At 65.4% G+C, this 20,660-nt stretch carries 20 protein-coding genes; 12 read left to right on the top strand and 8 right to left on the bottom strand.

Annotated features, from left to right (window positions below; translation table 11 throughout):
• Positions 1–159: 159 nt before the first annotated feature.
• Positions 160–828, bottom strand: coding sequence for a chymotrypsin family serine protease (locus tag LKD76_RS01115; RefSeq protein WP_227979036.1), 669 nt, complete (start codon positions 826–828; stop codon positions 160–162).
• Between the two features lie 540 nt (positions 829–1,368).
• Between LKD76_RS01115 and LKD76_RS01120 the strand changes: the two genes are divergently transcribed.
• From LKD76_RS01120 to LKD76_RS01165, 10 genes are all read left to right on the top strand, one after another.
• Positions 1,369–2,187, top strand: coding sequence for an MlaE family ABC transporter permease (locus LKD76_RS01120; RefSeq protein ID WP_227979037.1), 819 nt, complete (start codon positions 1,369–1,371; stop codon positions 2,185–2,187).
• 4 nt (positions 2,188–2,191) lie between these two features.
• Positions 2,192–3,055: an ABC transporter permease gene (locus LKD76_RS01125; protein ID WP_227979038.1), complete on the top strand. Its 864-nt coding sequence runs from the start codon at positions 2,192–2,194 to the stop codon at positions 3,053–3,055.
• Positions 3,056–3,065: 10 nt separating this feature from the next.
• A complete protein-coding gene (locus LKD76_RS01130; protein WP_227979039.1) occupies positions 3,066–4,574 on the top strand; it encodes an MlaD family protein in 1,509 nt (502 codons plus the stop codon).
• Positions 4,574–5,602: an MCE family protein gene (locus LKD76_RS01135; protein ID WP_227979040.1), complete on the top strand. Its 1,029-nt coding sequence runs from the start codon at positions 4,574–4,576 to the stop codon at positions 5,600–5,602. The genes LKD76_RS01130 and LKD76_RS01135 overlap by 1 nt, the downstream gene beginning before the upstream one ends.
• The gene (locus LKD76_RS01140; RefSeq protein WP_227979041.1) at positions 5,599–6,606 is read left to right on the top strand and encodes an MCE family protein; all 1,008 of its coding nucleotides are present in this window, start codon (positions 5,599–5,601) and stop codon (positions 6,604–6,606) included. The genes LKD76_RS01135 and LKD76_RS01140 overlap by 4 nt, the downstream gene beginning before the upstream one ends.
• On the top strand, positions 6,603–7,721 hold the full coding sequence (locus LKD76_RS01145) for an MCE family protein (protein WP_227979042.1): 1,119 nt from the start codon (positions 6,603–6,605) through the stop codon (positions 7,719–7,721). Before LKD76_RS01140 ends, LKD76_RS01145 begins: the two co-directional genes overlap by 4 nt.
• 5 nt (positions 7,722–7,726) lie before the next feature.
• Positions 7,727–8,815 carry an MCE family protein gene (locus LKD76_RS01150; RefSeq protein ID WP_227979043.1) on the top strand — a complete coding sequence of 363 codons (1,089 nt, stop codon included), beginning with the start codon at positions 7,727–7,729 and terminating at the stop codon, positions 8,813–8,815.
• On the top strand, positions 8,812–9,981 hold the full coding sequence (locus tag LKD76_RS01155; protein WP_227979044.1) for an MlaD family protein: 1,170 nt from the start codon (positions 8,812–8,814) through the stop codon (positions 9,979–9,981). Before LKD76_RS01150 ends, LKD76_RS01155 begins: the two co-directional genes overlap by 4 nt.
• Positions 9,982–10,042: 61 nt before the next feature.
• The gene (locus tag LKD76_RS01160; RefSeq protein WP_227979045.1) at positions 10,043–10,891 is read left to right on the top strand and encodes a hypothetical protein; all 849 of its coding nucleotides are present in this window, start codon (positions 10,043–10,045) and stop codon (positions 10,889–10,891) included.
• A gap of 164 nt (positions 10,892–11,055) precedes the next feature.
• On the top strand, positions 11,056–12,156 hold the full coding sequence (locus tag LKD76_RS01165) for a methyltransferase domain-containing protein (RefSeq protein WP_372465684.1): 1,101 nt from the start codon (positions 11,056–11,058) through the stop codon (positions 12,154–12,156).
• Positions 12,157–12,252: 96 nt separating this feature from the next.
• Here the strand turns inward: LKD76_RS01165 and LKD76_RS01170 are convergent, their stop codons facing one another.
• The 5 genes from LKD76_RS01170 to LKD76_RS01190 form a co-directional block, all read right to left on the bottom strand.
• Positions 12,253–12,888, bottom strand: a complete 636-nt coding sequence (locus LKD76_RS01170; protein ID WP_227979046.1) for a ribonuclease H family protein — start codon at positions 12,886–12,888, stop codon at positions 12,253–12,255.
• 10 nt (positions 12,889–12,898) lie between these two features.
• Positions 12,899–13,444: an SRPBCC family protein gene (locus LKD76_RS01175; RefSeq protein WP_227979047.1), complete on the bottom strand. Its 546-nt coding sequence runs from the start codon at positions 13,442–13,444 to the stop codon at positions 12,899–12,901.
• 219 nt (positions 13,445–13,663) lie between these two features.
• Positions 13,664–14,434, bottom strand: coding sequence for a hypothetical protein (locus tag LKD76_RS01180; protein WP_227979048.1), 771 nt, complete (start codon positions 14,432–14,434; stop codon positions 13,664–13,666).
• A gap of 305 nt (positions 14,435–14,739) precedes the next feature.
• On the bottom strand, positions 14,740–15,531 hold the full coding sequence (locus LKD76_RS01185) for a TIGR03084 family metal-binding protein (RefSeq protein ID WP_227979049.1): 792 nt from the start codon (positions 15,529–15,531) through the stop codon (positions 14,740–14,742).
• Positions 15,532–15,585: 54 nt separating this feature from the next.
• Positions 15,586–16,941: a DUF445 domain-containing protein gene (locus LKD76_RS01190; RefSeq protein ID WP_227979050.1), complete on the bottom strand. Its 1,356-nt coding sequence runs from the start codon at positions 16,939–16,941 to the stop codon at positions 15,586–15,588.
• 309 nt (positions 16,942–17,250) lie between these two features.
• On the opposite strand from LKD76_RS01190, the gene LKD76_RS01195 reads away from it, so the two are divergent.
• A complete protein-coding gene (locus LKD76_RS01195; protein WP_227979051.1) occupies positions 17,251–18,297 on the top strand; it encodes an AurF N-oxygenase family protein in 1,047 nt (348 codons plus the stop codon).
• Here the strand turns inward: LKD76_RS01195 and LKD76_RS01200 are convergent.
• Positions 18,252–19,031 (bottom strand): TetR/AcrR family transcriptional regulator, encoded by a 780-nt coding sequence (locus LKD76_RS01200; RefSeq protein ID WP_227979052.1) that lies wholly within the window; start codon positions 19,029–19,031, stop codon positions 18,252–18,254. The two genes, LKD76_RS01195 and LKD76_RS01200, sit on opposite strands and share 46 nt — an antisense overlap.
• Positions 19,032–19,070: 39 nt before the next feature.
• On the bottom strand, positions 19,071–19,433 hold the full coding sequence (locus tag LKD76_RS01205; RefSeq protein WP_227979053.1) for a nuclear transport factor 2 family protein: 363 nt from the start codon (positions 19,431–19,433) through the stop codon (positions 19,071–19,073).
• Positions 19,434–19,520: 87 nt separating this feature from the next.
• Between LKD76_RS01205 and LKD76_RS01210 the strand changes: the two genes are divergently transcribed.
• The gene (locus LKD76_RS01210; RefSeq protein WP_227979054.1) at positions 19,521–20,351 is read left to right on the top strand and encodes a helix-turn-helix domain-containing protein; all 831 of its coding nucleotides are present in this window, start codon (positions 19,521–19,523) and stop codon (positions 20,349–20,351) included.
• Positions 20,352–20,660 lie beyond the last annotated feature (309 nt).

Consider the following 20,660-nt stretch of genomic DNA (forward strand, 5'->3'; position numbering starts at 1 on the left):
GGGCCGGCAGACCTCACCCTAACCGCACGGGGCGGCGGGCAGCCCCATCCGCGCCGGACCACCGAGCCCGGGGCGGATAACGAAAACGGGCGGCGACTCGAGTTCGGTACTCGAATCGCCGCCCATCGCAAGGGTTTTCGCGAGCTCGCTCGCAGCCGATCAGATCGGGGCGAATCCCGCCCCGGCGCCACCGCGGACGTTCATATCGTTGGTGATCGCCGTCATGTTGGTGCCGACCTCGGGACCGAAGCAGGCCACGGCCAGATAGGCGTTGACCATTCCGACCAGGGTCGATCCGATCACGACCGGCGCACCGGAGTCGCCCTCGACGACACACATCTGGGTCCAGGTCTCATCTGTCTGGAAGACGTCGCCCCATGCCAGCCCGCAGGTGTTGCCGGTGGTGCGTCCTTCCTTACAGACGATGTTGGGGAACTGCGCGGGCGCGCCGACTCCGGTGATCGTCACATTGCCGATGCGGTTGACCGGAGTGACCCGGCCCGGATCGAACTGGATGACCGCGTAGTCGAGGTCGTGGTTGGAATAGACGAAATGTCCGATCACACCGGCGCCGCGATCCTGCTCGGACCAGACCTCGGAACCCGCCTCGCCGCAGTGGCCCGCGGTCAGGCCGACCAGCCGGCCGCCGGCGTCGTGACCGATGGTCGTCACGGTGCATTCGAATTGCTGGTCGATGATGATCCCGGAACCGCCACCGATGACCGGACCGGGATCGGCCTGTGCGACCCCCGCGCCAGTCCCGAGCAGCGCTGCGCCCAGGGCTACGGCGAAGGCGGCATGAGCCGCCCTGACGAGTGTGTTGAACATTTCCCTCCAGAGGTCGGAAGCCCGCACGATATCAGCCTTGTCGTACTACATCCTTGCAGTAATCGGGCCGGAACGCGCCCGGTACGTCGCAGCAGTTTGCTGGATCGATGCCAAGGTCGCGAGGCGACGCGCTCGAACGGCCGCGATACGACACCGGCTCCTGCCATCCACGGTTTCGTGGCTACTCGCTATAGGCTTTGTCGGTATTCGAGGGCAAATCTTAATAACGAGAATTTCAATCCGAGAAAACAGGTATTGGATCTCGAGTTGGACATTCGATCAACAAACTAGAACCTGTTCTAGAATTTCGCCCTGTTCTTTGTGACCTATACCAGTCGAGTGCCGCCGATCACAGCTCCACAACCGACGTGATCTGGGTCTATGACCACAGCCACACATTGTGGTGTGTTTTTCCTAACTCCGTAGTAAGGTGCCTCAAGCGAAACAGTCGTCGGGGCGGGTAACCGGCGTCGAGAGGGGTAGCCAGTGCAAGTCACCAACGGTCCGGACGGGTCGGGGGCAATTAGCTCACCATCGAGAATGAATGCCGCGGCGGACTGGACGAAGGCGTACTGGCAGGATCACCCCAAGCGATCGCTCGAGACCTTCGGGCGACAGATCACGATGGGCGTCTCGGCGGTCGCCGAACTGTTTGTCGCGATCTTCCGCAGGCGCTTCCCCTTCGGTGAATTCGTACGGCAATGCGCATTCATGGCCAGCGTGGCCGCCGCGCCCACTCTGCTCGTCGCAATTCCGATCGGCGTCATCGTATCCATTCAGGTCGGATCGGTAGCCCAGCAGGTCGGCGCCACCTCGTTCATCGGTGCGGCCAACGGTCTGGGCATCATTCAGCAGGGCGCCCCGCTGGTCACCTCGCTGATGATCGCCGGCGCCGTCGGCTCGGCGATCTGCGCCGACCTCGGCTCCCGCACCATTCGCGAGGAGATCGACGCGATGAAGGTCATGGGTGTCGATCCGATGCGCCGGCTGGTCGCGCCCCGGCTCGGCGCGGCCATGCTCGTGTCGGTGCTGCTGTGTGGATTCGTCGTGTTCGTCGGCTTCCTGACCGGCTACATCTTCAACATCTTCGCTCAGAACGGCACCCCCGGCTCCTATATCGGAACCTTCGCCTCCTTCGCGGTGACCACCGATTTGCTGGTGGCGCTCATCAAGTCGCTGATCTTCGGTTTGCTGGCGGCGATCATCGCGTGTGATTCCGGGCTGAACACCCGTGGTGGCCCGGGCGGTGTCGCCAACTCGGTCAACACCGCGGTGGTGCTGTCCGCGCTGATGCTGTTCGGCACGAATCTGATCATCACGCAGATCTACAACGCCCTGTTCCCCCCACAGATGGTTTGAGCCGGTGTCGTCAACATATGTTCCGCCGCTACTGCGGCCACTGAAGCGGATCCGCAGTTCCGCCGGCGCCCCGCGGGACTGGCTCGCACGGGTCGGCCATCAGGTCTTCTTCTTTCTGCGGTCGATCGGCTCGATGCCGCTGGCGCTCAAGCACTATCCGAAGGAAGTCTGGCGCCTGCTCTCCGATGTCACCTGGGGTAACGGCAGTCTCATCGTCGGTGGCGGCACCATCGGCGTCGTGCTGATCCTGAGCGCCTTCGGCGGTATGACCGTCGCCATCCAGGGCTACACCTCGCTGAACCTGCTGGGTTTGAGTCCGCTGACCGGTGCCGTGTCGGCCTTCGCCACGACTCGTGAGCTCGGCCCGATGCTGGCCACGGTGGCCTTCGCCACCCAGGCGGGATGTCGATTCACGGCCCAGCTGGGTTCGATGCGGATCGCCGAGGAGATCGACGCGCTGGAATCGCAGGCGATCCGGCCGCTCCCCTATCTGGTCAGCACCCGCATGATCGCGGCGATGATCGCGATCGTGCCGCTGTACTGCCTGGCCCTGCCGGTGGCCTACCTGTCCTGCTCGATCACCGTCGGGCTGATCGGCGGCACCGCCTCGGGCACCTTCCAGCACTACTTCTACCAATTCCTGGTACCGCACGACGTGCTGTGGTCGCTGCTGAAAGCCATTCTCTTCGTGGCGATCACGACCTTCATCCAGTGCTACTACGGCTTCTTCGCCTCCGGTGGCCCCGAGGGCGTCGGTGTCGCCGCCGGCCGCGCGATCAAGCTCTGCATCATCGCGGTCGTCTTCGCCGACCTGTTCATCACACTGGCGGTCTGGGGCGTCAACCCCGGCATCAGGATTTCGGGATAGGGGGCGGGGCATGATCATCGATCCGAGTGGCCGCGGACCGACGATGAAGCAGTTGCTCATCGCCGGTGCCTGCGGGCTCATCGTCTTCGCGCTCGCCCTGACCTTCCTCATGGCCAGGTACAAGGGCTACATCCTGAATCCGAAGGTCGGCGTCACCGCGAATCTGACCACCACCGGCGATGGACTGCCACCCAACGCCGACGTCAAGTTCCGCGGTGTCCTGGTCGGCGAGGTCAAGGATGTCTCCGTCGCCGACAAGGGCCAGCTGCAGCAGGTCCATATCGATATGAAGCCGGACTACATCTCCGATATCCCGGCCAATGTCACCGCCCGCGTCGTGCCGAGCAACCTGTTCGCCGTCACCTCCGTGGAACTGGTCTACAACGGTCCCGACAACGTCGCGTTGAAGGAGGGTTCGGAGATTCCCGAGGACCGCAGCCAAGGCACCATCGCGCTGCAGGACACGCTGACCACGGTCCGCACGATCCTCGACAAGATCGACCCGATGCAGCTGGGCCGGGTGCTGAGCACCCTGTCCTACGCACTCGAACCCGGAAGCCGCGTCCCCGGTTCCACCGTGGAACGGCTGGACAACTGGTTCACCCAGGTCCGCGGCGCGGTTCCGGATCCCCAAGGCACGTTGGACGATCTGTCCTCGTCGATGCACGCCCTCAACCAGTCGGCGCCCGATCTGATGCAGACGCTGTCGGAATCGGTGAAGACCGCCCAGACCATCGCCGACAAGCGCAGTGAACTGACCGGCTTGATCACCGGCACCTCCGCGACCGTCGACAAGGTCAACGGACTGTTCGCCCGCAACCCCGATGTCGGCAAGCAGCTGACCTCGGGTACCGGCGATATGTTCGGTGCGCTGGCCGAGGATCCGTCCGCGATCCCGCAGGCCATCGCGAACCTGAACAGCTCGGTTCGCGCGCTGAGCACCACCTTCCACTGGGGCCCGCAGCAGCAGATGATCTGGAATGCGGGTCTGACCTTCACCCCGTACAAGCCCTACGACCGGTCCGACTGCCCGCACTACGGCGACCTCGCCGCACCGAGCTGTGTGACCGCACCGGAGGTCGCGGATCTCGGTGCGCCGACCCCGGCGCTCAAGCCCCGCACCCTGGACTCGGCACAGGGACTGCCGAAGTTGCCGCCGATGCCCGGCCTGCCCGCGATTCCGGGCGTCACCACCGGTGACACCGCGCAGACGGCCGCGCCCGAGCAGGCGCCCAAGCCGGGGAACCCGTTCGCCGGGACTCCGCTGGAGGGTCTGTTCCCGCAGCTGCCGGGTCTGCCGGGCGCACCCGTGCCGCCGGCGCAGCCGCCACAGCCGGCTCCCGCCGCCGCCCCCGCGGCGGATCCGTCCAAGCCGCACGCCGGCCCGGTCGCCTACTACACCGGCCGGGACGCGATGGCCCAGATCCTCGGCCGGGAACCCAACTCCGCCGAATACCTGCTGATGAGCTCGATCCTGAGGGGTGGAACCTTGCAAGTGTCCGAGAGCGGTACCGCCTGATGAGTATTCGCAAACCGCTGATCGGCTTCGGTGTCTTCGCCATCGTCTCGGTGCTGGTGACCGTGGTCATCTGGAATACCTTGGCGCGCACGGTGAACGGCTCCACCAACAGCTATTCGGCGGTCTTCACCGATGTCCTGGGCCTGCGGGCCGGCGACGATGTCCGCATGGCCGGCGTGCGCGTCGGCAAGGTCACCGATATTCAGCTCGAGGGCCAGCACAGCGCGAAGGTGTCGTTCATCGTGCAGCGCAACCAGACGCTGTACGGCAACACCAAAGCCCTTGTCCGGTACCAGAATCTGATCGGTCAGCGCTATGTCGCGCTGGCCCCGGGCAACAAGGGTGACAATTCGGCGCTGCACAGCGGCAGCACCATTCCGGTGGACCGGACCGAGCCGTCGTTCGATATCTCGGGTCTGCTCAACGGATTCGCGCCGCTGTTCGAAACCCTGCAACCGGAACAGGTCAACACCCTGTCCAACACGTTCATCCAGGCACTGCAGGGTGACGGCGTATCGCTCAGCTCGTTCATCACCCAGGCCGCCGCCCTGGCCGGTGATTTCCAGCGACGCGACGTGATCCTGTCCGATGTGATCACCAACCTGTCGGCCGTGATGGCGGGACTGGCGAAACGAGGTGATGAATTGGAGACTCTGGTGACTCAGACTCGGTCGCTGATCGGCGGCCTGTACGACCAAGGCCAGTCACTGCAGGCGTCGACCGTCCAGATCGCGAATGCCACCACCTCCCTGGTGAATATGGTCGAACAGGTGCAGCCGAAGATCGCCGCCGCGCAGAACTCCACCACCGATGCGCTGACCCTGCTGATCAACGACGGCGCAAAACTGGATCAGGCCGCGGTCGATCTGCCGGGCATCCTGGCCGACGTCGGTAAGTTCACCTCCGACGGCGCCTACGCCAATGCCTACCTGTGCAGCCTGGACATCTCGCTGTACGGAGTGCTGTTGCCGCGCGGTCTGCTCAGCCAGATCGGTGGACCCGGACATTCGGCGGTGTGCCGCCCATGACGAAGTTCGGTACACGGATCCGGAATCGGTTCCAGGGCAATCGTTTCTTCTGGCTCGGTGTCATCGGCGCCCTGCTGATCGTGGTGCTGCTGGTGGTCTCCAGCAGCTACAAGAAACTGGGCGTCGGCACCCGCGATGTGCAGGCGGAGTTCGTGCAGACCGCCGGGGTGAAGTCCGGAGACAAGGTCAATGTCGCCGGCGTGCCGGTCGGGACCGTGTCCGGGGCGAAGCTCGAGGGCGATCACGTGCTGGTCACGCTGCACGTCAACAACGATGTGAAGCTGGGCCCGGACGCCCGCGCCTCGATCAAGATGGCGACCCTGCTCGGCGCCCGGTATGTCGATCTCGACCCGGGCAACGGTAAGGGCCTGCCCGGCAGCCGAATTCACAAGTCCAACACCAAGGTCCCCTACGACCTGGCGGATGTGGTGCAGATCGGCACCCCGAAGTTCGAGGCCCTGGATACCGAGAAGCTCTCCGAATCACTGAAGGTCCTCGGTGATCAGATCGACGGTTCGCCGCAGCTGACGGCCCAGGCCCTCGACAGTGTCGGCGCGCTGGCCAAGACCATCAACGATCGCCGCGATCAGGTCGACGGACTGCTGAAGGATCTCGACCGGGTCACCACCATCCTGGGCGACAACCGCAACAGCCTGCTGCTGGTGATCACCCAGGGTGAGGCGATCGCCTCCCGGGTCATGGAACGCCAGACCCTGATCACCCAGCTGCTCAACAATGTCGCGACGTTGACCAAGCAGCTGCAGCAGATCGGCGCGGAGAACAACAATCAGCTGGGCCCGACCATCGAACAGCTCAACACGATGGCCCAGGGCCTGCAGAAGAACAAGGACAACCTGGACCGGCTGCTGCAGATCATGCCGGTGTCGTTGCGGCAGTTCAACAATGTGTTCGGCAACGGCCCCTATGGTGAGGTCGGCGTGCCGTGGCTGTTCCCCGACAACTGGTTGTGCTTCGCCCGAGTGATCGAGGGGTGCCAGGGATGAAACTGACCAAACCATCGATCCGAGGTTCGTTCGGCCGGCTCCGGCTCTCGCGTGCCACCAAGGTGGTGGCCATCGGCGCGGCCGTGCTGGTGGCCGGCAGCTGTGGTTCGGTGCAGAACGCGGTGGGCGGGTCCACCCATATCACTGCCGACTTCCGCAATATCGCCGGTATTTTCGAGGGGAATCCGATCACGGTGCTCGGCCTCGATGTGGGCAAGGTAGACAAGATCATCCCCAAGGGCGAGTACGTCGAGGTTCACATGACCGTGAACCACGATGTCGACATTCCGAAAAATGTCATGGCGGCGATCATTTCGCCGTCGATCGTGACGGACCGCCACATCGAGCTCACCCCGCGCTACACCGGCGGCCCGAAGCTGCCGGACAACACCCATCTGACCGTGCAGCAGACCCGGACCCCGGTCGAACTGGACACGATGATCAAGACCATCGACCAGTTCACCGCCGCGCTGAAGCCGGCGCCCGGCCAGACCGAGGGGCCGCTGTCGGGCACGGTGCTCTACGACATGGTCAACGGCCAGGGCGAGAAGATCCGTGACACCCTCAACGCGCTGTCGGGCGCACTGAAGGTCGGTGTCGACAACAAGGACGCGATCTCGACCATCATCATCAAGCTCAACGAGCTGACCTCGATGCTGGCCGACAACGATCAGTCGGTGCGCGACTTCAGCAACAAGGTCACCCAGATGTCGTCGCTGCTGGCCGAGCAGGCGCCGGGTCTGCAAGGCACGCTGGACCAGCTCAACGACTTCCTGGCCAACACCAGCGGAGTGTTCAGTCAGTATCAGAATCAGTTGTCGGAGAGCCTGACCGGGCTCACCGCGGTCACCGACCAGCTGCGCCAGAACGCCGCCGGTGTGGTGGAGACGGTGGACGTGGCGCCGCTGCTGCTGCAGAACCTGGACCGGTCGATGAATCGCAACGGTGGATTCGTCCGCCTGCACGCCGTGCTCGGCACCATCCTCTCCGGTGAGATCGTCAGCTTGTTCTGTGAACGAATCCAGATGAAGTCCGACGGCTGCCGGACCGGCAAGATCGAGGACTTCGGGCCCGACCTCGGGTTGACCGCCGCACTGTTGGGACTGACGAAATGATGGGAATGAAGCGCCTGCGGCGCACGTCCGTGGCGATGGGGGTGTCGGCGACGATGCTCGCGGCCTCCGGCTGCGGGTTGACGGTGGAAAGTCTGCCGCTGCCCAAACCAGGACAGTCCGGGGAGACCTACACCTTGCACGCGGTGTTCTCCAATGCGCTCAACCTGCCCGATCAGGCCAAGGTGAAGATCGGTGGTTCCGACGTCGGGGTGGTCACCCACATCGAGACCAAGAACTTCCAGGCCATCGTCGACATGTCGGTCCGCAAGGACATCGCCCTGTCCACCGATTCCACCGCGGAACTGCGGCAGGCCACGCCACTCGGCGATGTGTTCGTCGCCCTGTCGAGGCCGAAATCCGATGGCGGTGCGGCGACGTTGAAGAACGGCGACACCATCGGTATCGACCACACCTCCGCCGGTGCCACGGTCGAGGAGCTGCTGCTCTCGGTCTCGATGCTGTTCAACGGCGGCGGTGTCGCGGCGCTGACCAAGCTGGCCTCGGAACTCGATTCGGTGGTCGGTGGCCGGCCCGATCAGCTCGCCAGCCTGATCAAGCAGATGACGAGCGTGACCACCACCCTGCACGCCAACAGCGATCGAATCGACGGTGTGCTCAACGGATTCGACGCACTGGCCAACACCATCGAGGCCAATCACAACCAGCTGGGACAGGTCGCCGACACGCTGCCGCAGATGATCGGCGCCATCGCCGAGAACAACAAGCAGATCGGTGATCTGCTCGGCAAGATCTCGACGACCAGCGCCGCACTCGGGGACTACGCCGACACCAGCCACGATCAGCTGGCCGGACTGCTGGACAACGTGCACAAGCTCATGGCCGCGCTGGCGCAGACCAGTAACACTCTCGGACCGGCTCTGGACGCGCTGCACGAAATCCGGCCCAAGGTCGATGCGTCGTTCAAGGGCAATACGCTCGCCGTGGCGGCCACCCTGACCCAGCTGGACGTCGGTGCGCTGACCGACCCGCCGCACAGCAAGGTCTGGGATCTGCGGGATCTGCAGGATATGGCGGGCAGTTTGATCCAGGTGCTGCAGATCGTCTACGGCCGAGTGACAGGGGGCCACCGATGAGTTGGCTACTGCGTCACAAACTACTGCTCTCCGCGATCGGTCTGGTGGCGATCTTCGTCATCGGTGCGAGTTACCTGGCGATCAGCGTCATGCGGATCAATCCGCTGCGCAGCACCTACACCGTCACCGTGTCGCTGGACCGCTCCGGTGGCCTGCAGCCGGGTAACGATGTCACGTTGCGCGGATTCCGCGTCGGCAAGGTGAATTCCATCAAGCTGGCCGGACGGGGTTCCTCGATCGCGGCCGAGGCCCAGATCGACACCCGCTACAAGATTCCGGTCGCGACCCAGGTCGTGGTGCACGCGCTGTCGGCGGCCGGTGAGCAGTACGTGGACTTCCAGCCCGACACCGATCAGGGACCGTTCCTGAAGGACGGCTCGGTGATCCAGTTCGATCCGCAGAAGGTGCAGACGCCGACTCCGGTGTCGGAGGTGCTGGTGAACGCCAGCGGCTTCTTCGATCAGATCGATCCCGATCGGTTCAGCACCATCCTCACCGAGATGGACACCGCCTTGAGCGGAGGCCCGGATCAGCTGCGCAACATGATCGATGCGCTGAGCCTGGTGACGGCCGGTCTGGACAGTCTGCTGCCGCAGACCACCAATCTGCTGAAGAATCTGCGCACGATCGCGTCGACCACGTCCAACGCCCAGCCCGATCTCAGCACCCTCACTCACAATTCGTCGACGTTGTTCATTCAGTTCAACAACGCCAACGACGAGTTGCGCAAGGTGCTGGATCAGGCGCCGGCCCAGATGCAGTCCCTGGGCGCGACGCTGGACAAGACCGCCGATCCGATCACCAGCCTGGCCAACAACTTCGTGGCCATCACCCGGGCCGCACAGTTGCGGCTGCCGGCTCTGCGGGCCCTGTTCCCGTCGCTGGTAGTCGGTAGTTCCGCCATGGGCGTGCCCGCGCACGACGGGGAGTTCTATACGATCCTCGATATCTGGCCGCGCCCGTTCTGCCAGTACTCGCATGCGCCGATCGCGCCGTATGTCGTGACGGACGGGACGGTACCGAAGTGGAACTACTGCACGAACCCGCCGCCGGACCAGCAGATCCGTGGGTCGGCGAACGCACCTCGGCCGGATGTTCCGAACAACGGAGCTCAGATGCCGTCCGGCGCCGATCCGAACGATCGGACGCCGCCCCCGGTGCGATGAGTAGAGTGGCCCGAAACAAACGGCGTGGTCAGGCCATGCCGGGAAGGTGATAGATCGATTCATGTCCGATGACGACACCGCCAAGGACAAGGCGAACAAGGATGCCGAATCGACCGAGAGGGTCGATACGACGCAAGACAGCACCGCCGCGGACGCAACGGTCAAGTTCGAATCGGACTCGTCGGTTGAGAGCGCTTCCGCCAACGACAAGGCCGCCGCGGACGCGACGGTGAAGCTCCCGGCCGCCGCCGCGGCTCCGGCGGCGAAGCGGGCCGAAGCGCCCGCCGCGCCACCGCCGCCCGGCAAGAGCACTCCGTGGGTGCCCATCGTCTCGGCCTTCGCGGCCGGTGTCGTACTGGTCGCGGCGGTCACCGCGGTGGTGGTCTTCTGGATGAAAGCCGACGATCGCGAGGATCAGCTCGCGGCTCGCGACGACTCCACCCGGGCGGCCTGCGATTTCGGCAAGGCCGTGGCCAGCTACGACTCGAAGGATCTCGACGCCTACTTCAAGAGCGTCAACGACAAGTCGACCGGTGAATGGGGCAAATTCTTCGGCGACGCGTCCGACACGCTGAAGAAGGCCATGGTGAGCGTCCAGGCCAAGTCGAAGTTGGACGAGATCCACTGCGCGTGGGAGTCCGGGAACGACAGCCAGGCCAACGTCGTCCTGGTGATCACCCAGGAGCAGACGAACCAGGCGGTGCCGCAGCCGGACAAGCTGACCATCCCGGGCGTCGCCCAGATGGAGAAGCACGACGGTAAGTGGCTGGTCGCCAAGTTCGATTCGCCGGTGGCCAAGGGTATGGGCGCGGCGCCGGGAGCGGGTACGCCGCAGGCCGCGCCGGGTACCAGTCCGCAGGCCAACGGGGGCGATCAGCAGCCCGCGCCGGCTCCGCAGCCCGGTAACTGAATCCCCTTATCGCACAGCACTGTTCGGCCCGCGACGGTTTTCCGCCGCGGGCCGAAGCGCAGGTCGAGTCCAGCGGTCACGCTGGTGACCGCGCAGCGCAGGCGCGTAAGATCCCCGGACAGAGCCTGCGATGCAGGGTCGCGGGCCTGTCCCGGAGACCTGTCATGTCCGCACCGTTCCAACCCTCGGAATCACTCCGACTATCCGAACCCGACCCGGCTGCCGTCGAAGCCTTCGCCGGGGAGATGGTGGAAACACTGGATCGTGCCAGTACCGCGGTCATGATCAGCATGGGCCATCAGACCGGACTGTTCGATGCGCTGGCCGGGATGCCCGCAGCGACCAGCGAGCAGCTCGCGTCGGCTACCGACCTGGATGAGCGGTATGTCCGGGAATGGCTGGGTGGGATGACCACCGCCGCGATCGTCACCTACGACCCGCAGCATGCCAGCTATCGCCTGCCGCCGGAGCATGCCGCCTGCCTCACCCGGGCGGCCGGTCCGGACAATCTGGCACGGGTGATGCAGTTCATCGGCTTGATGGGCGAGGTGGAGCCGAAAGTAGTGGAGCGATTCCGGGCCGGCGGGGGCCTGTCGTACGCCGATTACGGCCGATTCCACGCGTTGATGGCCGAAGAGAGCGCCGCGGTGTTCGACGCGGCCTTGATCGATGTGATCCTGCCTCTCGCGCCGGGGCTGTCGCAGCGGTTGCGCGACGGCATCGACGTGGCCGATCTCGGTTGCGGTCGCGGACATGCGGTGAACCTGATGGCGCGCGCATTTCCGGCCAGTACGGTCACCGGCTACGACTTCACCGCCGAGGCGATCGACTCCGCGCGCGCCGAGGCCGCGGCACTGGATCTGCCGAACGCCAATTTCGAGGTGCAGGATATCGCCGAACTGCACCGGCCGCAGACCTACGATCTGATCACGGTATTCGACGCCATCCACGATCAGGCACATCCGGCTCGGGTGCTGAGCAATATCGCCGAGGCGCTCCGCCCGGGGGGCACCTTCCTGATGGTCGACATCCACGCTTCCAGCAAACTGGAAGAGAACCTGGATCTGCCGCTGGGTCCGTTCCTCTACGCGGTATCGACCATGCACTGCATGTCGGTGTCGCTGAGCCAGGGCGGTGACGGTCTCGGCACGGTATGGGGCGAACAACGGGCGTTGTCGATGCTGGCCGATGCCGGATTCACCGATGTGCGGGTGCATCACGTGGACGGTGATCCGATGAACAGTTACTACGTCGCTCACACGTGATCGGTCGCCGAGCGTCAGCGCTCGCAGTGCACCGGGCGCCTCCGGCGGTGGGCCGACCCACCACCGCCGGAAGCATTCGGTTGGCCTGTCGCCCGGTCAGAACAGAGTGAGCGCGTCCGTGGTGTCGGCGCTCGCCCGGGCCCGCTTCGCGCGGGGGCCGGATTTCTCCGGGGTGACCACCGTGATCGGTGTGGTCACCGCGGAATCGGTCATGGTGTCGGCAGGCGCCGGGGGCGCGAGCGCTGGTGCGCCGGCCGGTAGCGGGGGTAGATCGTCGACGCCGTTCGGTGCCGGATCGGGTGCCGCGGCCGCGGCGCGCGCCGCGGCACCGGCGAGTTGGTCGGCCTGCTCGTTGAAGTAGTTGCCGACGTGTCCGCGGACCCAGCGAAATCGCACCGGCCCGGGACGAGTCGAGATCGCGTGATCGATCCAGCGGACCAGTTCCACGTTCTTCACCGGGCTGCCGGTCGCGGTGCGCCAACCGTTGCGCCGCCAGCCGGGTAGCCACTCGGAGGCGCATTTGATCGCGTACAGCGAATCACTTTCGATGAACAATGGTTCCGGCCCCGGATGGGACCGGATGGCTTCCAGTACGGCGCGTAGCTCCGCGACCTGATTGGTGCCCGAAGCGGCACCGGCACTCGCCGAACCGCCCTGATGATCGACCCACGCCCAGCCGATGGCGCCGCCGGGGTTACGCAGGCAGGATCCGTCGGTGCTCACGATGATCATGACCGGTACCCTACGCAATCCGCCCGACAAGATCCGTGCCGTGGAATTCCTCTATCTCCCTGCGCAATTGCGCCTCGCTGCGGCGGACCGCCGCCTGGGCGAGCACATCGACCGCTTTCGCGGCAGGTCGGGCCAGCCATCCGTGCAGGGGTGGATAGTCGGCCTCCGAGGTCAGGACCGCGCGTCCGTAGCCGAGCGGATCGAACCTCAGGGTCAGCGTGGCGAGCACCGGGACCTGCGGCGGGACCGCTTCTCCTACCGGATCGGAAGCGGTGGTCTGCGCAGGCGCCGCCTTCCCCGGCCGGCGCCTGCGCAGGGTGTATCCGATGACCGCGTTGCGGCGGTATTCGGTGATTTCACACTCGACCGTGGGGCGCCACAGTCCGAGTCGAAGGGTTGCGGCATAGAGCGCACCCGGGCCGTGGCCGGCCTCGCCGATGGGTTCGAATGCCGTGATACCGAACATCCAATCCGGTACGAACAGATGGTTGTCGGCGTAGGTGAATGCGACTTCCACGGGAGCCCCGACGTCACTCGCGTACCTGATGTGGCCCATAGGCCCTCCCTGTTGCCCCGACTGCCACAAAAGTACTACAGAAATCCTCTTTATTAAACGATTACCGAGGATTAACGTGTGGCCCGCGCCGGCGGTGGCGAATAACCGCTGACAAGGGCGAATGCGGCAGACGACCAGTACGTTTCGGGTGTGCTCGACGGGAGCGGAGATGGCAACGGCCGGGCACCCGTAGGTACCCGGCCGTGTGATGTCGTGCGGCTATGCCGATGCGGTATCCGAATCCGCCGATGCGACGCTCTCGCCGGCGACGACCGCGTGACCGACCGGTGCGGCGGCGTCCTCCGGCGCGATCCGCTGCGGTCGATCGACCGGAATCGGCGCCGGGCGGGCGTGCCGTTGCACCTGCATATCGTGACGCCCCAGTACCGGATCGCTCATCGCGAGGCTGAACTCGCCTCGGTGCACATCGACATCGGTCCGGAATTCGGTGACCGAGCTCGAATCCCCGGGAGGTTCGACCTCCGGCGTATCGGTGGTGCTCAGTGCCGCGGGCAGATTGGTATCCAGCGTGACCGTCAGCGAATTGCGTTGTGAACTGGCCAGATTCGCGCCGACGTAGGTGTCGTCGGTCAGATTCAGGCGGCCCCCGACGCCGCCCGGATGGGTGCCGGCCATGGTCGCGGTAGCCGACGTCGGAGGCACGACGGGGCCGGTGTCGACCCGATACGGCACCGCCACCGGCCCGGCGACGACGACCTGTAGTGGCCGCGAATCGGCGGCCAGGCCCCAGGTTCCGATGACGGGTGTGGTGGTCGGCGCCGGTGATTCGGCTCGATCAGGTTCGGGCGCAGGGACATTCGCGCCTTCGGGCGCGCTGATCACGCCCGGGCGATGGGTCTCGCCGATCTGATTGACGATATACGTCCCGGCGGCGACGGTCAGGCCGATACTCGCCATACCGGCGAGCACGACGGCGGTGTGTTGCAGAATTTGTCCGGTGGACCGGGACTGCGCGGACTGCTGAGGCATATCGGTGCGTCCTTCCCTCTCCCCTGTTCCCCTCGTTGCCGACCCGCACCGTTGAAAGTCGTACGTGCGTCCAGGTTACTGGCCGGCGCCGCGCCACGCCGATGCCGTGCGGTAAAGATCACAGCGGTGTCCGAGCAGCGGTGATCGTCGAGCGGGGTTTGTCCCCGGGTGGAAGGGGTAATCAACGGGCGCTGGCGAGCGTCAGCTTCGAGCTGCGATCTCGAAGACCTCCGGCCAACGGCGTCCGGTCGGCCATAAGCACGGCGCACCCTGAGCGGCGCTCGCCCGCTTTATTCGATCCGGTTTCAGGCGAACTGCCCTACCGCGCGTCCTGTTCCCGGCGGGCCGGCGAACGCCTGGGCGATCGTCAGCCACTCGGCCGCATCCTTCCCGGTGGTATGGAGCGGTAGATCGTCACGATGGCGACGTTGGGTGACCAGCAGGCAGAAATCCACCGCGGATCCGGTGACCCGCTGTCCGGCCTCCTCCGGCCCCCAGCTCCACAGGGAGCCGTCCGGGGCGGTCAATTCGACCCGGAACGCCTCCGCCGGTATCGGCCGACCGTGCACGGTGTACGCGAAATCGCGCGTACGCACCCCGATATGGGCGATATTGCGCAGGCGCGCGGTCGGTGTCCGGGCCGCGCCGAGCGCGTCGGCCACATCCTGGCCGTGCGCCCAGGTCTCCATCAGCCGGGCGCTGACCATGGACATCGGGCTCATCGGTGGTCCGAACCACGGCAGTTTCGTACCGGCCGGAACCGCTCGCAAGGCATCCGCGAGACCCCGGCGGCCGCGGCGCCACCGTTCCAGCAGGTCCGGCGGCGGCGTGGTGGCCATATCGGCGGCGGCGTCGTCGACGAAGGTCGCGATCTTCGCGGCGGCTTCGCGGAGTAGTTCGGCGAAGGCGCCGGCATCGGTGGCCGCGATCGTCGATACCTCGTCCGTCCAGGTCAGATGGGCGATCTGATGGGCGATGGTCCAGCCCGCCGCCGGCGTCGGCCGGGCCCAGTCGGCCGGGCTCAGCGGAGCCACCAGGTGGTCGAGATCCACGCATTCGGCCTCGAAATCGCCGAGCAACGCCTCCAGATCAGCCATGACGACAGCATGGCAACGGGTGGAAAAAAATGCAAGCACGCGTGCTTGTATTTCTCACCAGCCGAAGATCAGCAAATGGATCCCGCCTACCACCAGTCCCAGCGCGGCGCCGTGCAGATACAGCAGCCAGGCGTCCTGTTCGACCGATGCGTAGAACATCTCCATGAATTCACCCGGCGTGAGCTGCTTCAGTTTGCGGGCGGCGAACTCGTCGATCTTGCGGGCCTGATCCAGGGCGAAGGCCTCGTCCTCGACCAGACTCGGCGCCAGGCTCACCGCGGCGCCGGCCGCGCCCACCTGCAAATTGTCGAACTGGCGTGCCCCGAACGCCGCGCGCACCACCGAGCGGGTCGGCCCCAGCTGGGTGCGGATCTCATCGGCGATCAGATGTTCCACCAACTGGCGAGTTTTGTCACCATTGGGGCCGTCGAGCAGTTCCGCCGACAGATTCGGCAGCGTGAGCACCTGGTAGGCCAGGATGTGGGCCAGATCGGTGGCGGCCTGCGGCTGCCGTTTGGCCAGCAGGGCCTGGCGCCACAGATATTTGTAGCGAGGCTGTGGATCGCCGGGCTCGAACACCATCTTGATCGCGATCATGTTCACCAGGACGCCGATCATCGCGGCCGCGGCCAGGACCACCAGCCATCCCGGGATCCAGCCGATCACCGGAATGTCGTCGTGCACATGCATATACAGGGCCAGCAACAGGCCGAACGGTGCGCCCAGCAGGCCGATGCGCACCATGAACCGCAGCTCGGGCGCGGCGATCGTGGTGGTCAGGTCCTTGAGGATCTCGGGATTGGCCTGCAGATAGCGGATCACGAAACTCTTGATATCGATCAGTTGGTCGACATTGTCGCCGAGTTGTTCGAATCCGCGACGGCACAATTTGGGCAGTTCCCGGTCGATGCGCTGATAGAGAATCTGCTTCGCCGGGCGCGGTACGGCCCGCCAGAGTTCCGGATTCTCCCGGTACATCACATCGTCGACGATCTGCTGCAGTTGTTCGTGCGCACGGTCGGCGATGTAATCGGCGATTCCCTCCAGATCGAGTTCGTGGATGAAATCGCGCGGGCTGCCGATCCGCATGATCGCCATATCCACGCAAATGCTGGCCATCTTCTCCGCGCGCGCCGGGATGAATCCCTGGAAGCCGAGCCGCTTGCCGTCACCGGAGAAGGTGGGCAACACCTGGACGCGGCGCGGGAAGTACGGATAGAGCACCTGCAGACCGGGAATGCGTACGCCGCGAAATTGCAACGGCCAGAACAGCATCAGCACGCCGGTCCAGTTGGTGAGCCAGCCGGCCAGCGCGCTGAAGATCGGGAAGGTGATCAGATCCACGACGAGTTTGGACTGCCCGGTCAGCTGTTCCCAGTCGATGAACACACCGCCGGCGACCAACGCCATCCTGGATCCCCCTTGCGCCGTGCGGACTTGCGAGTTGACTGGGTCCCCCACATTCTCACCGGGGCCAGGTGGTGTCAATGCGGCGGGGCGGCACTTGCCCAGGTCGGCGCGGGAAATCGGGGTGCGGCCGGGTGTCGTCCGACGGCCGCCCGGCGAATCTCCGGCGCCGAGGGGATTGTCTGAGACCGCGAGTCCCATATATTCTGGAGGTCATCACCCACTGTGGTGCCGGTCACCGAGGAGGTACCCGCCGAGCCCAGCTGTCGGGCCCGGCCGGGAACGGGTGTTCCGCAGAGCAAGGAGACATCGATGACGCTGTCGCAATCGGATCGCACCGATCCGTTCGGCCCGGAGTACCGGGAAACGCTGGCGATCCTGTCGGAGGGGTCGGTCCACCGCAATTTCGATCCCTATCTCGATATCGATTGGGATTCACCGGAACTGGCGATCGATCCCGACGATCCGAGATGGGTGCTCTCACCGGAACTCGATCCGCTCGGTGGAACCGAGTGGTATCGGTCGCTGCCGCTGGATCGTCGGATCGAGATCGGGAAATGGCGTATCGCCAACGTGATCAAGGTGGGCGCCGCCTTCGAGAGCATCCTGATCCGCGGAATGATGCAGTACATCATGAAGCTCCCCAACGGAGCTCCGGAATTCCGGTACTGCCTGCACGAGATGACCGAAGAGTGCAACCACATCCAGATGTTCCAGGAACTGATCAACCGGATCGGCGTGGACGTCCCCGGCATGCGGCCGCTGTTCCGGGCGACATCGCCACTGATCGGAGTGCTCGGCGGATACGCGCACACCATTCTGTTCATCGGCATCCTCGGCGGTGAGGAACCGATCGACCACTATCAGAAGGCCGTGATCCGCGAGGGTGCGACGATGCCGCCGGCGGTGCTGCGCACCATGCAGATCCATATCGCCGAGGAGGCGCGCCACATCTCCTTCGCCGGAGAATTCCTGAAGGCGCATATCGAGCGGATGGGCCCGGTCGGAACGGCCGTGTGCGGGTTGGCGTTTCCGATCACCATGCGCTGGCTGGCCGGCCAGATCATGGCTCCCCCGGCCTCGTTCGCACGGGAATTCGACATTCCGCGCGAAGTCATCGACGAGGCCTTCTGGAATTCACCGCATTCGCGCCGGATCCTGTCGGGCTACTTCGGCGATATGCGGAAACTGGCCGATGAGTTGGGCCTGATGAATCCGGTGACGCGCATGCTGTGGTCGCTGCTCCACGTGGACGGGGAACACTCGCGGTACCGGGGCGAACCCGAGCGCCGACGGCCGGCCGCCGCGGTGGCTCAGCTGCCGATCGTCGGACCGCTGGTGGGCTGGCTCGCGGCCTGATCGTCGACCGGACGATCACCCGCGAGCAGATCGATCAACTCGATCAGCGGAAGTTCCGGATCCAGCGTCAGGTCGTGGACGCGGGCCGCGCCATCGAGCACACTCCAGGCGTAGCCCGCGACCTCGGCTATCAGGTGGTCGCGGTTCAGCAGCGGCCGCGGATCCCGGGCCCAGCGACTCACCGTCGCCTCGGTCATCGACACGATCGCGAAGGTCATGGTGTCGGCCGCCGCTTCGTCGACCACTCCCACGACCCCGGCCAGGCCGGTGACCAGTGCCCGGGTCCGGGCCGCGATGGTGGCCTTGACGCTGCTCAGCGCATCCACATCGTCGGGATCGCCGACGGCCGGGCCGCCGCGGACGAAGTCGTAGAGCCGGCCGTGTTCGGTGATCCAGTCCGCCACCGCGGCGACGGTGCGGCGCAGGATCTGATGAATCGAGCCGTCCCAGACGTCCAGGGCGGCGTCGATGGTGTCGACGAATTGCTCACTGATCGTGCTCCGGGCCCGCCGATCGAGCTCATCACGACCCGAGAACTGTCGATACACCACGGATTTCGCCAGCCCGGACCGATTCGCGATCTGCTGCATGGACACCTCGGCACCGGAAGCGGACTCCTCGAGCAGTTCGATCAGCGCCGACACGATCAGCTCCCGACGCCGATCGTTGTGCGGCTGCCATCGCGCCTGCCGGCCGCCGATCGGGACCGGTGCGGACGCGGAGGAGGTCGCCACGCGATCGAGTGTAAATCAGCGGGGCCGCCACATCGTCGCTCAGAACATCCCATGCGGCGTCAGCGCGGGTTCCGGTACCGGCTGCACCACATCCCAGTGCTCCACGATCTGTCCGTCCGCCACCCGCCAGATATCGACGACGGCGAGGCCGCGTGAATCGCCCGGCGAGTCCAGGTGGTAGTGCAGCACGACCAGATCGCCCTCGGCCACCACGCGCTTCAGGTCGAGGTGCGCCCCCGCGACCGGTGCGGTGGCGATGAACTCGATGAACGCGTCGCGACCGCTGGGGTTGCCCGGGCTGTGCTCGATGAAGTTCTCATGCAGCAGTTCGCGCAGGATATCGGTGTTGCCGGCCGCGAATTCACGGAAGCCGTCGACGACCAGGTTGCGGTTCTCAGTCATGGACCGACTCTCGGTGGTGCGCGCGGAGGTTGTCGATTACATCGGATGTAATAGCGCCCGTTCGGGTAGTGCGCCCACACTGTCCGGATGAGTACGGATCGCCCGGTCGGACGGCTGCTGCGTGAGTGGCGGCATCGCCGCAACCTCAGTCAACTGGACCTGGCGATCGAGGCCGATGTGTCGGCCCGGCACATCAGCTTCGTGGAGACCGGCCGGACATTGCCGAGCAGCGCGATGGTGCTGCATCTGGCCGACCGGCTGGATGTGCCACTGCGCGAACGCAATCGGTTGCTCGTCGCCGCGGGATACGCGCCGGTGTTCCACGACCGACCGCTCGATGATCCGGATCTGGCGCGAGCTCGCGAGACGGTCCAGCAGGTGCTGCTCGCACATGAGCCCTATCCGGCGCTGGCCGTGGACAGGCGGTGGAACCTGCTCCTCGCCAACAGCGCGGTGCGGGTGTTCCTGGATCGAGCCGCGCCGGATCTGCTGCGACCGCCGATCAATATGATGCGACTGGGATTACATCCGAACGGACTGATGTCGCGGTTGCGCAATCCGGCGCAGGTTCGCGCCTTTCTGTTGCCGCGCCTCGCCCATCAGGCCGACAGCAGCGGAGATCCGTACCTGCACGAACTGTACGAGGAGTTGGCCGGTCTCGAGCCGGCCCATCCCGCACCGGACCCGGCCGACGTCGCACTGCACATCCGGCTCGAACACCGCGGAGTCGAACTGTGTTTCGTCAACACCGTCACCACCTTCGGTGCGGCCTTCGACATCGCGCTGGGTGAAATCGCGGTCGAGGCGTACCTGCCCGCGGACGCCACCACCCGGCGATTCTTCGGCGTGCATACCGATCCGGACGGATTCTCCGTGGGTGAGTACCGCCGGCGCGAGGTACCTCACTCGTCCGGGTGAACGGTGGGCGAATACGCGGCGGCTCAGATGGTGTGGCGCCGCGTCGTTCCACTCGATGTGGATTGTTCCGTGACCGGCATGCGCACCAATACTCGCGCGACTGGCTTGGTGGGATGCCCTCATCCCACCTGTGCAGGGAGCTCTGAACTGCCATTCGAAGCCAGGCCAGCGCTGCGAGCACGTTGGATTTCCCCGAGGCATTGGGCCCGAAGATGGCTGCGACCGGCACGAGGGAAACCCCCAATTTTCGGATAGCCACGCACTTCGGGTCGCTCGTCCACCGCCACCATGGACAGCTCTGCGGGCGCG

It is taken from the genome of Nocardia spumae (genome assembly GCF_020733635.1).
Taxonomy (GTDB): Bacteria; Actinomycetota; Actinomycetes; order Mycobacteriales; family Mycobacteriaceae; genus Nocardia; species Nocardia spumae.

Bases quoted from the DNA above. Each gene is read 5' to 3' on its own strand.
- LKD76_RS01165 (WP_372465684.1), top strand. From the start codon at position 11,056: ATGTCCGCACCGTTCCAACCCTCGGAATCACTCCGACTATCCGAACCC.
- LKD76_RS01155 (WP_227979044.1), top strand. From the start codon at position 8,812: ATGAGTTGGCTACTGCGTCACAAACTACTGCTCTCCGCGATCGGTCTG.
- LKD76_RS01175 (WP_227979047.1), bottom strand. From the start codon at position 13,444: ATGGGCCACATCAGGTACGCGAGTGACGTCGGGGCTCCCGTGGAAGTC.
- LKD76_RS01140 (WP_227979041.1), top strand. From the start codon at position 5,599: ATGACGAAGTTCGGTACACGGATCCGGAATCGGTTCCAGGGCAATCGT.
- LKD76_RS01190 (WP_227979050.1), bottom strand. From the start codon at position 16,941: ATGGCGTTGGTCGCCGGCGGTGTGTTCATCGACTGGGAACAGCTGACC.
- LKD76_RS01150 (WP_227979043.1), top strand. From the start codon at position 7,727: ATGAAGCGCCTGCGGCGCACGTCCGTGGCGATGGGGGTGTCGGCGACG.
- LKD76_RS01135 (WP_227979040.1), top strand. From the start codon at position 4,574: ATGAGTATTCGCAAACCGCTGATCGGCTTCGGTGTCTTCGCCATCGTC.
- LKD76_RS01180 (WP_227979048.1), bottom strand. From the start codon at position 14,434: ATGCCTCAGCAGTCCGCGCAGTCCCGGTCCACCGGACAAATTCTGCAA.
- LKD76_RS01115 (WP_227979036.1), bottom strand. From the start codon at position 828: ATGTTCAACACACTCGTCAGGGCGGCTCATGCCGCCTTCGCCGTAGCC.
- LKD76_RS01130 (WP_227979039.1), top strand. From the start codon at position 3,066: ATGATCATCGATCCGAGTGGCCGCGGACCGACGATGAAGCAGTTGCTC.
- LKD76_RS01170 (WP_227979046.1), bottom strand. From the start codon at position 12,888: ATGATCATCGTGAGCACCGACGGATCCTGCCTGCGTAACCCCGGCGGC.
- LKD76_RS01145 (WP_227979042.1), top strand. From the start codon at position 6,603: ATGAAACTGACCAAACCATCGATCCGAGGTTCGTTCGGCCGGCTCCGG.
- LKD76_RS01195 (WP_227979051.1), top strand. From the start codon at position 17,251: ATGACGCTGTCGCAATCGGATCGCACCGATCCGTTCGGCCCGGAGTAC.
- LKD76_RS01160 (WP_227979045.1), top strand. From the start codon at position 10,043: ATGTCCGATGACGACACCGCCAAGGACAAGGCGAACAAGGATGCCGAA.
- LKD76_RS01210 (WP_227979054.1), top strand. From the start codon at position 19,521: ATGAGTACGGATCGCCCGGTCGGACGGCTGCTGCGTGAGTGGCGGCAT.
- LKD76_RS01185 (WP_227979049.1), bottom strand. From the start codon at position 15,531: ATGGCTGATCTGGAGGCGTTGCTCGGCGATTTCGAGGCCGAATGCGTG.
- LKD76_RS01205 (WP_227979053.1), bottom strand. From the start codon at position 19,433: ATGACTGAGAACCGCAACCTGGTCGTCGACGGCTTCCGTGAATTCGCG.
- LKD76_RS01120 (WP_227979037.1), top strand. From the start codon at position 1,369: ATGAATGCCGCGGCGGACTGGACGAAGGCGTACTGGCAGGATCACCCC.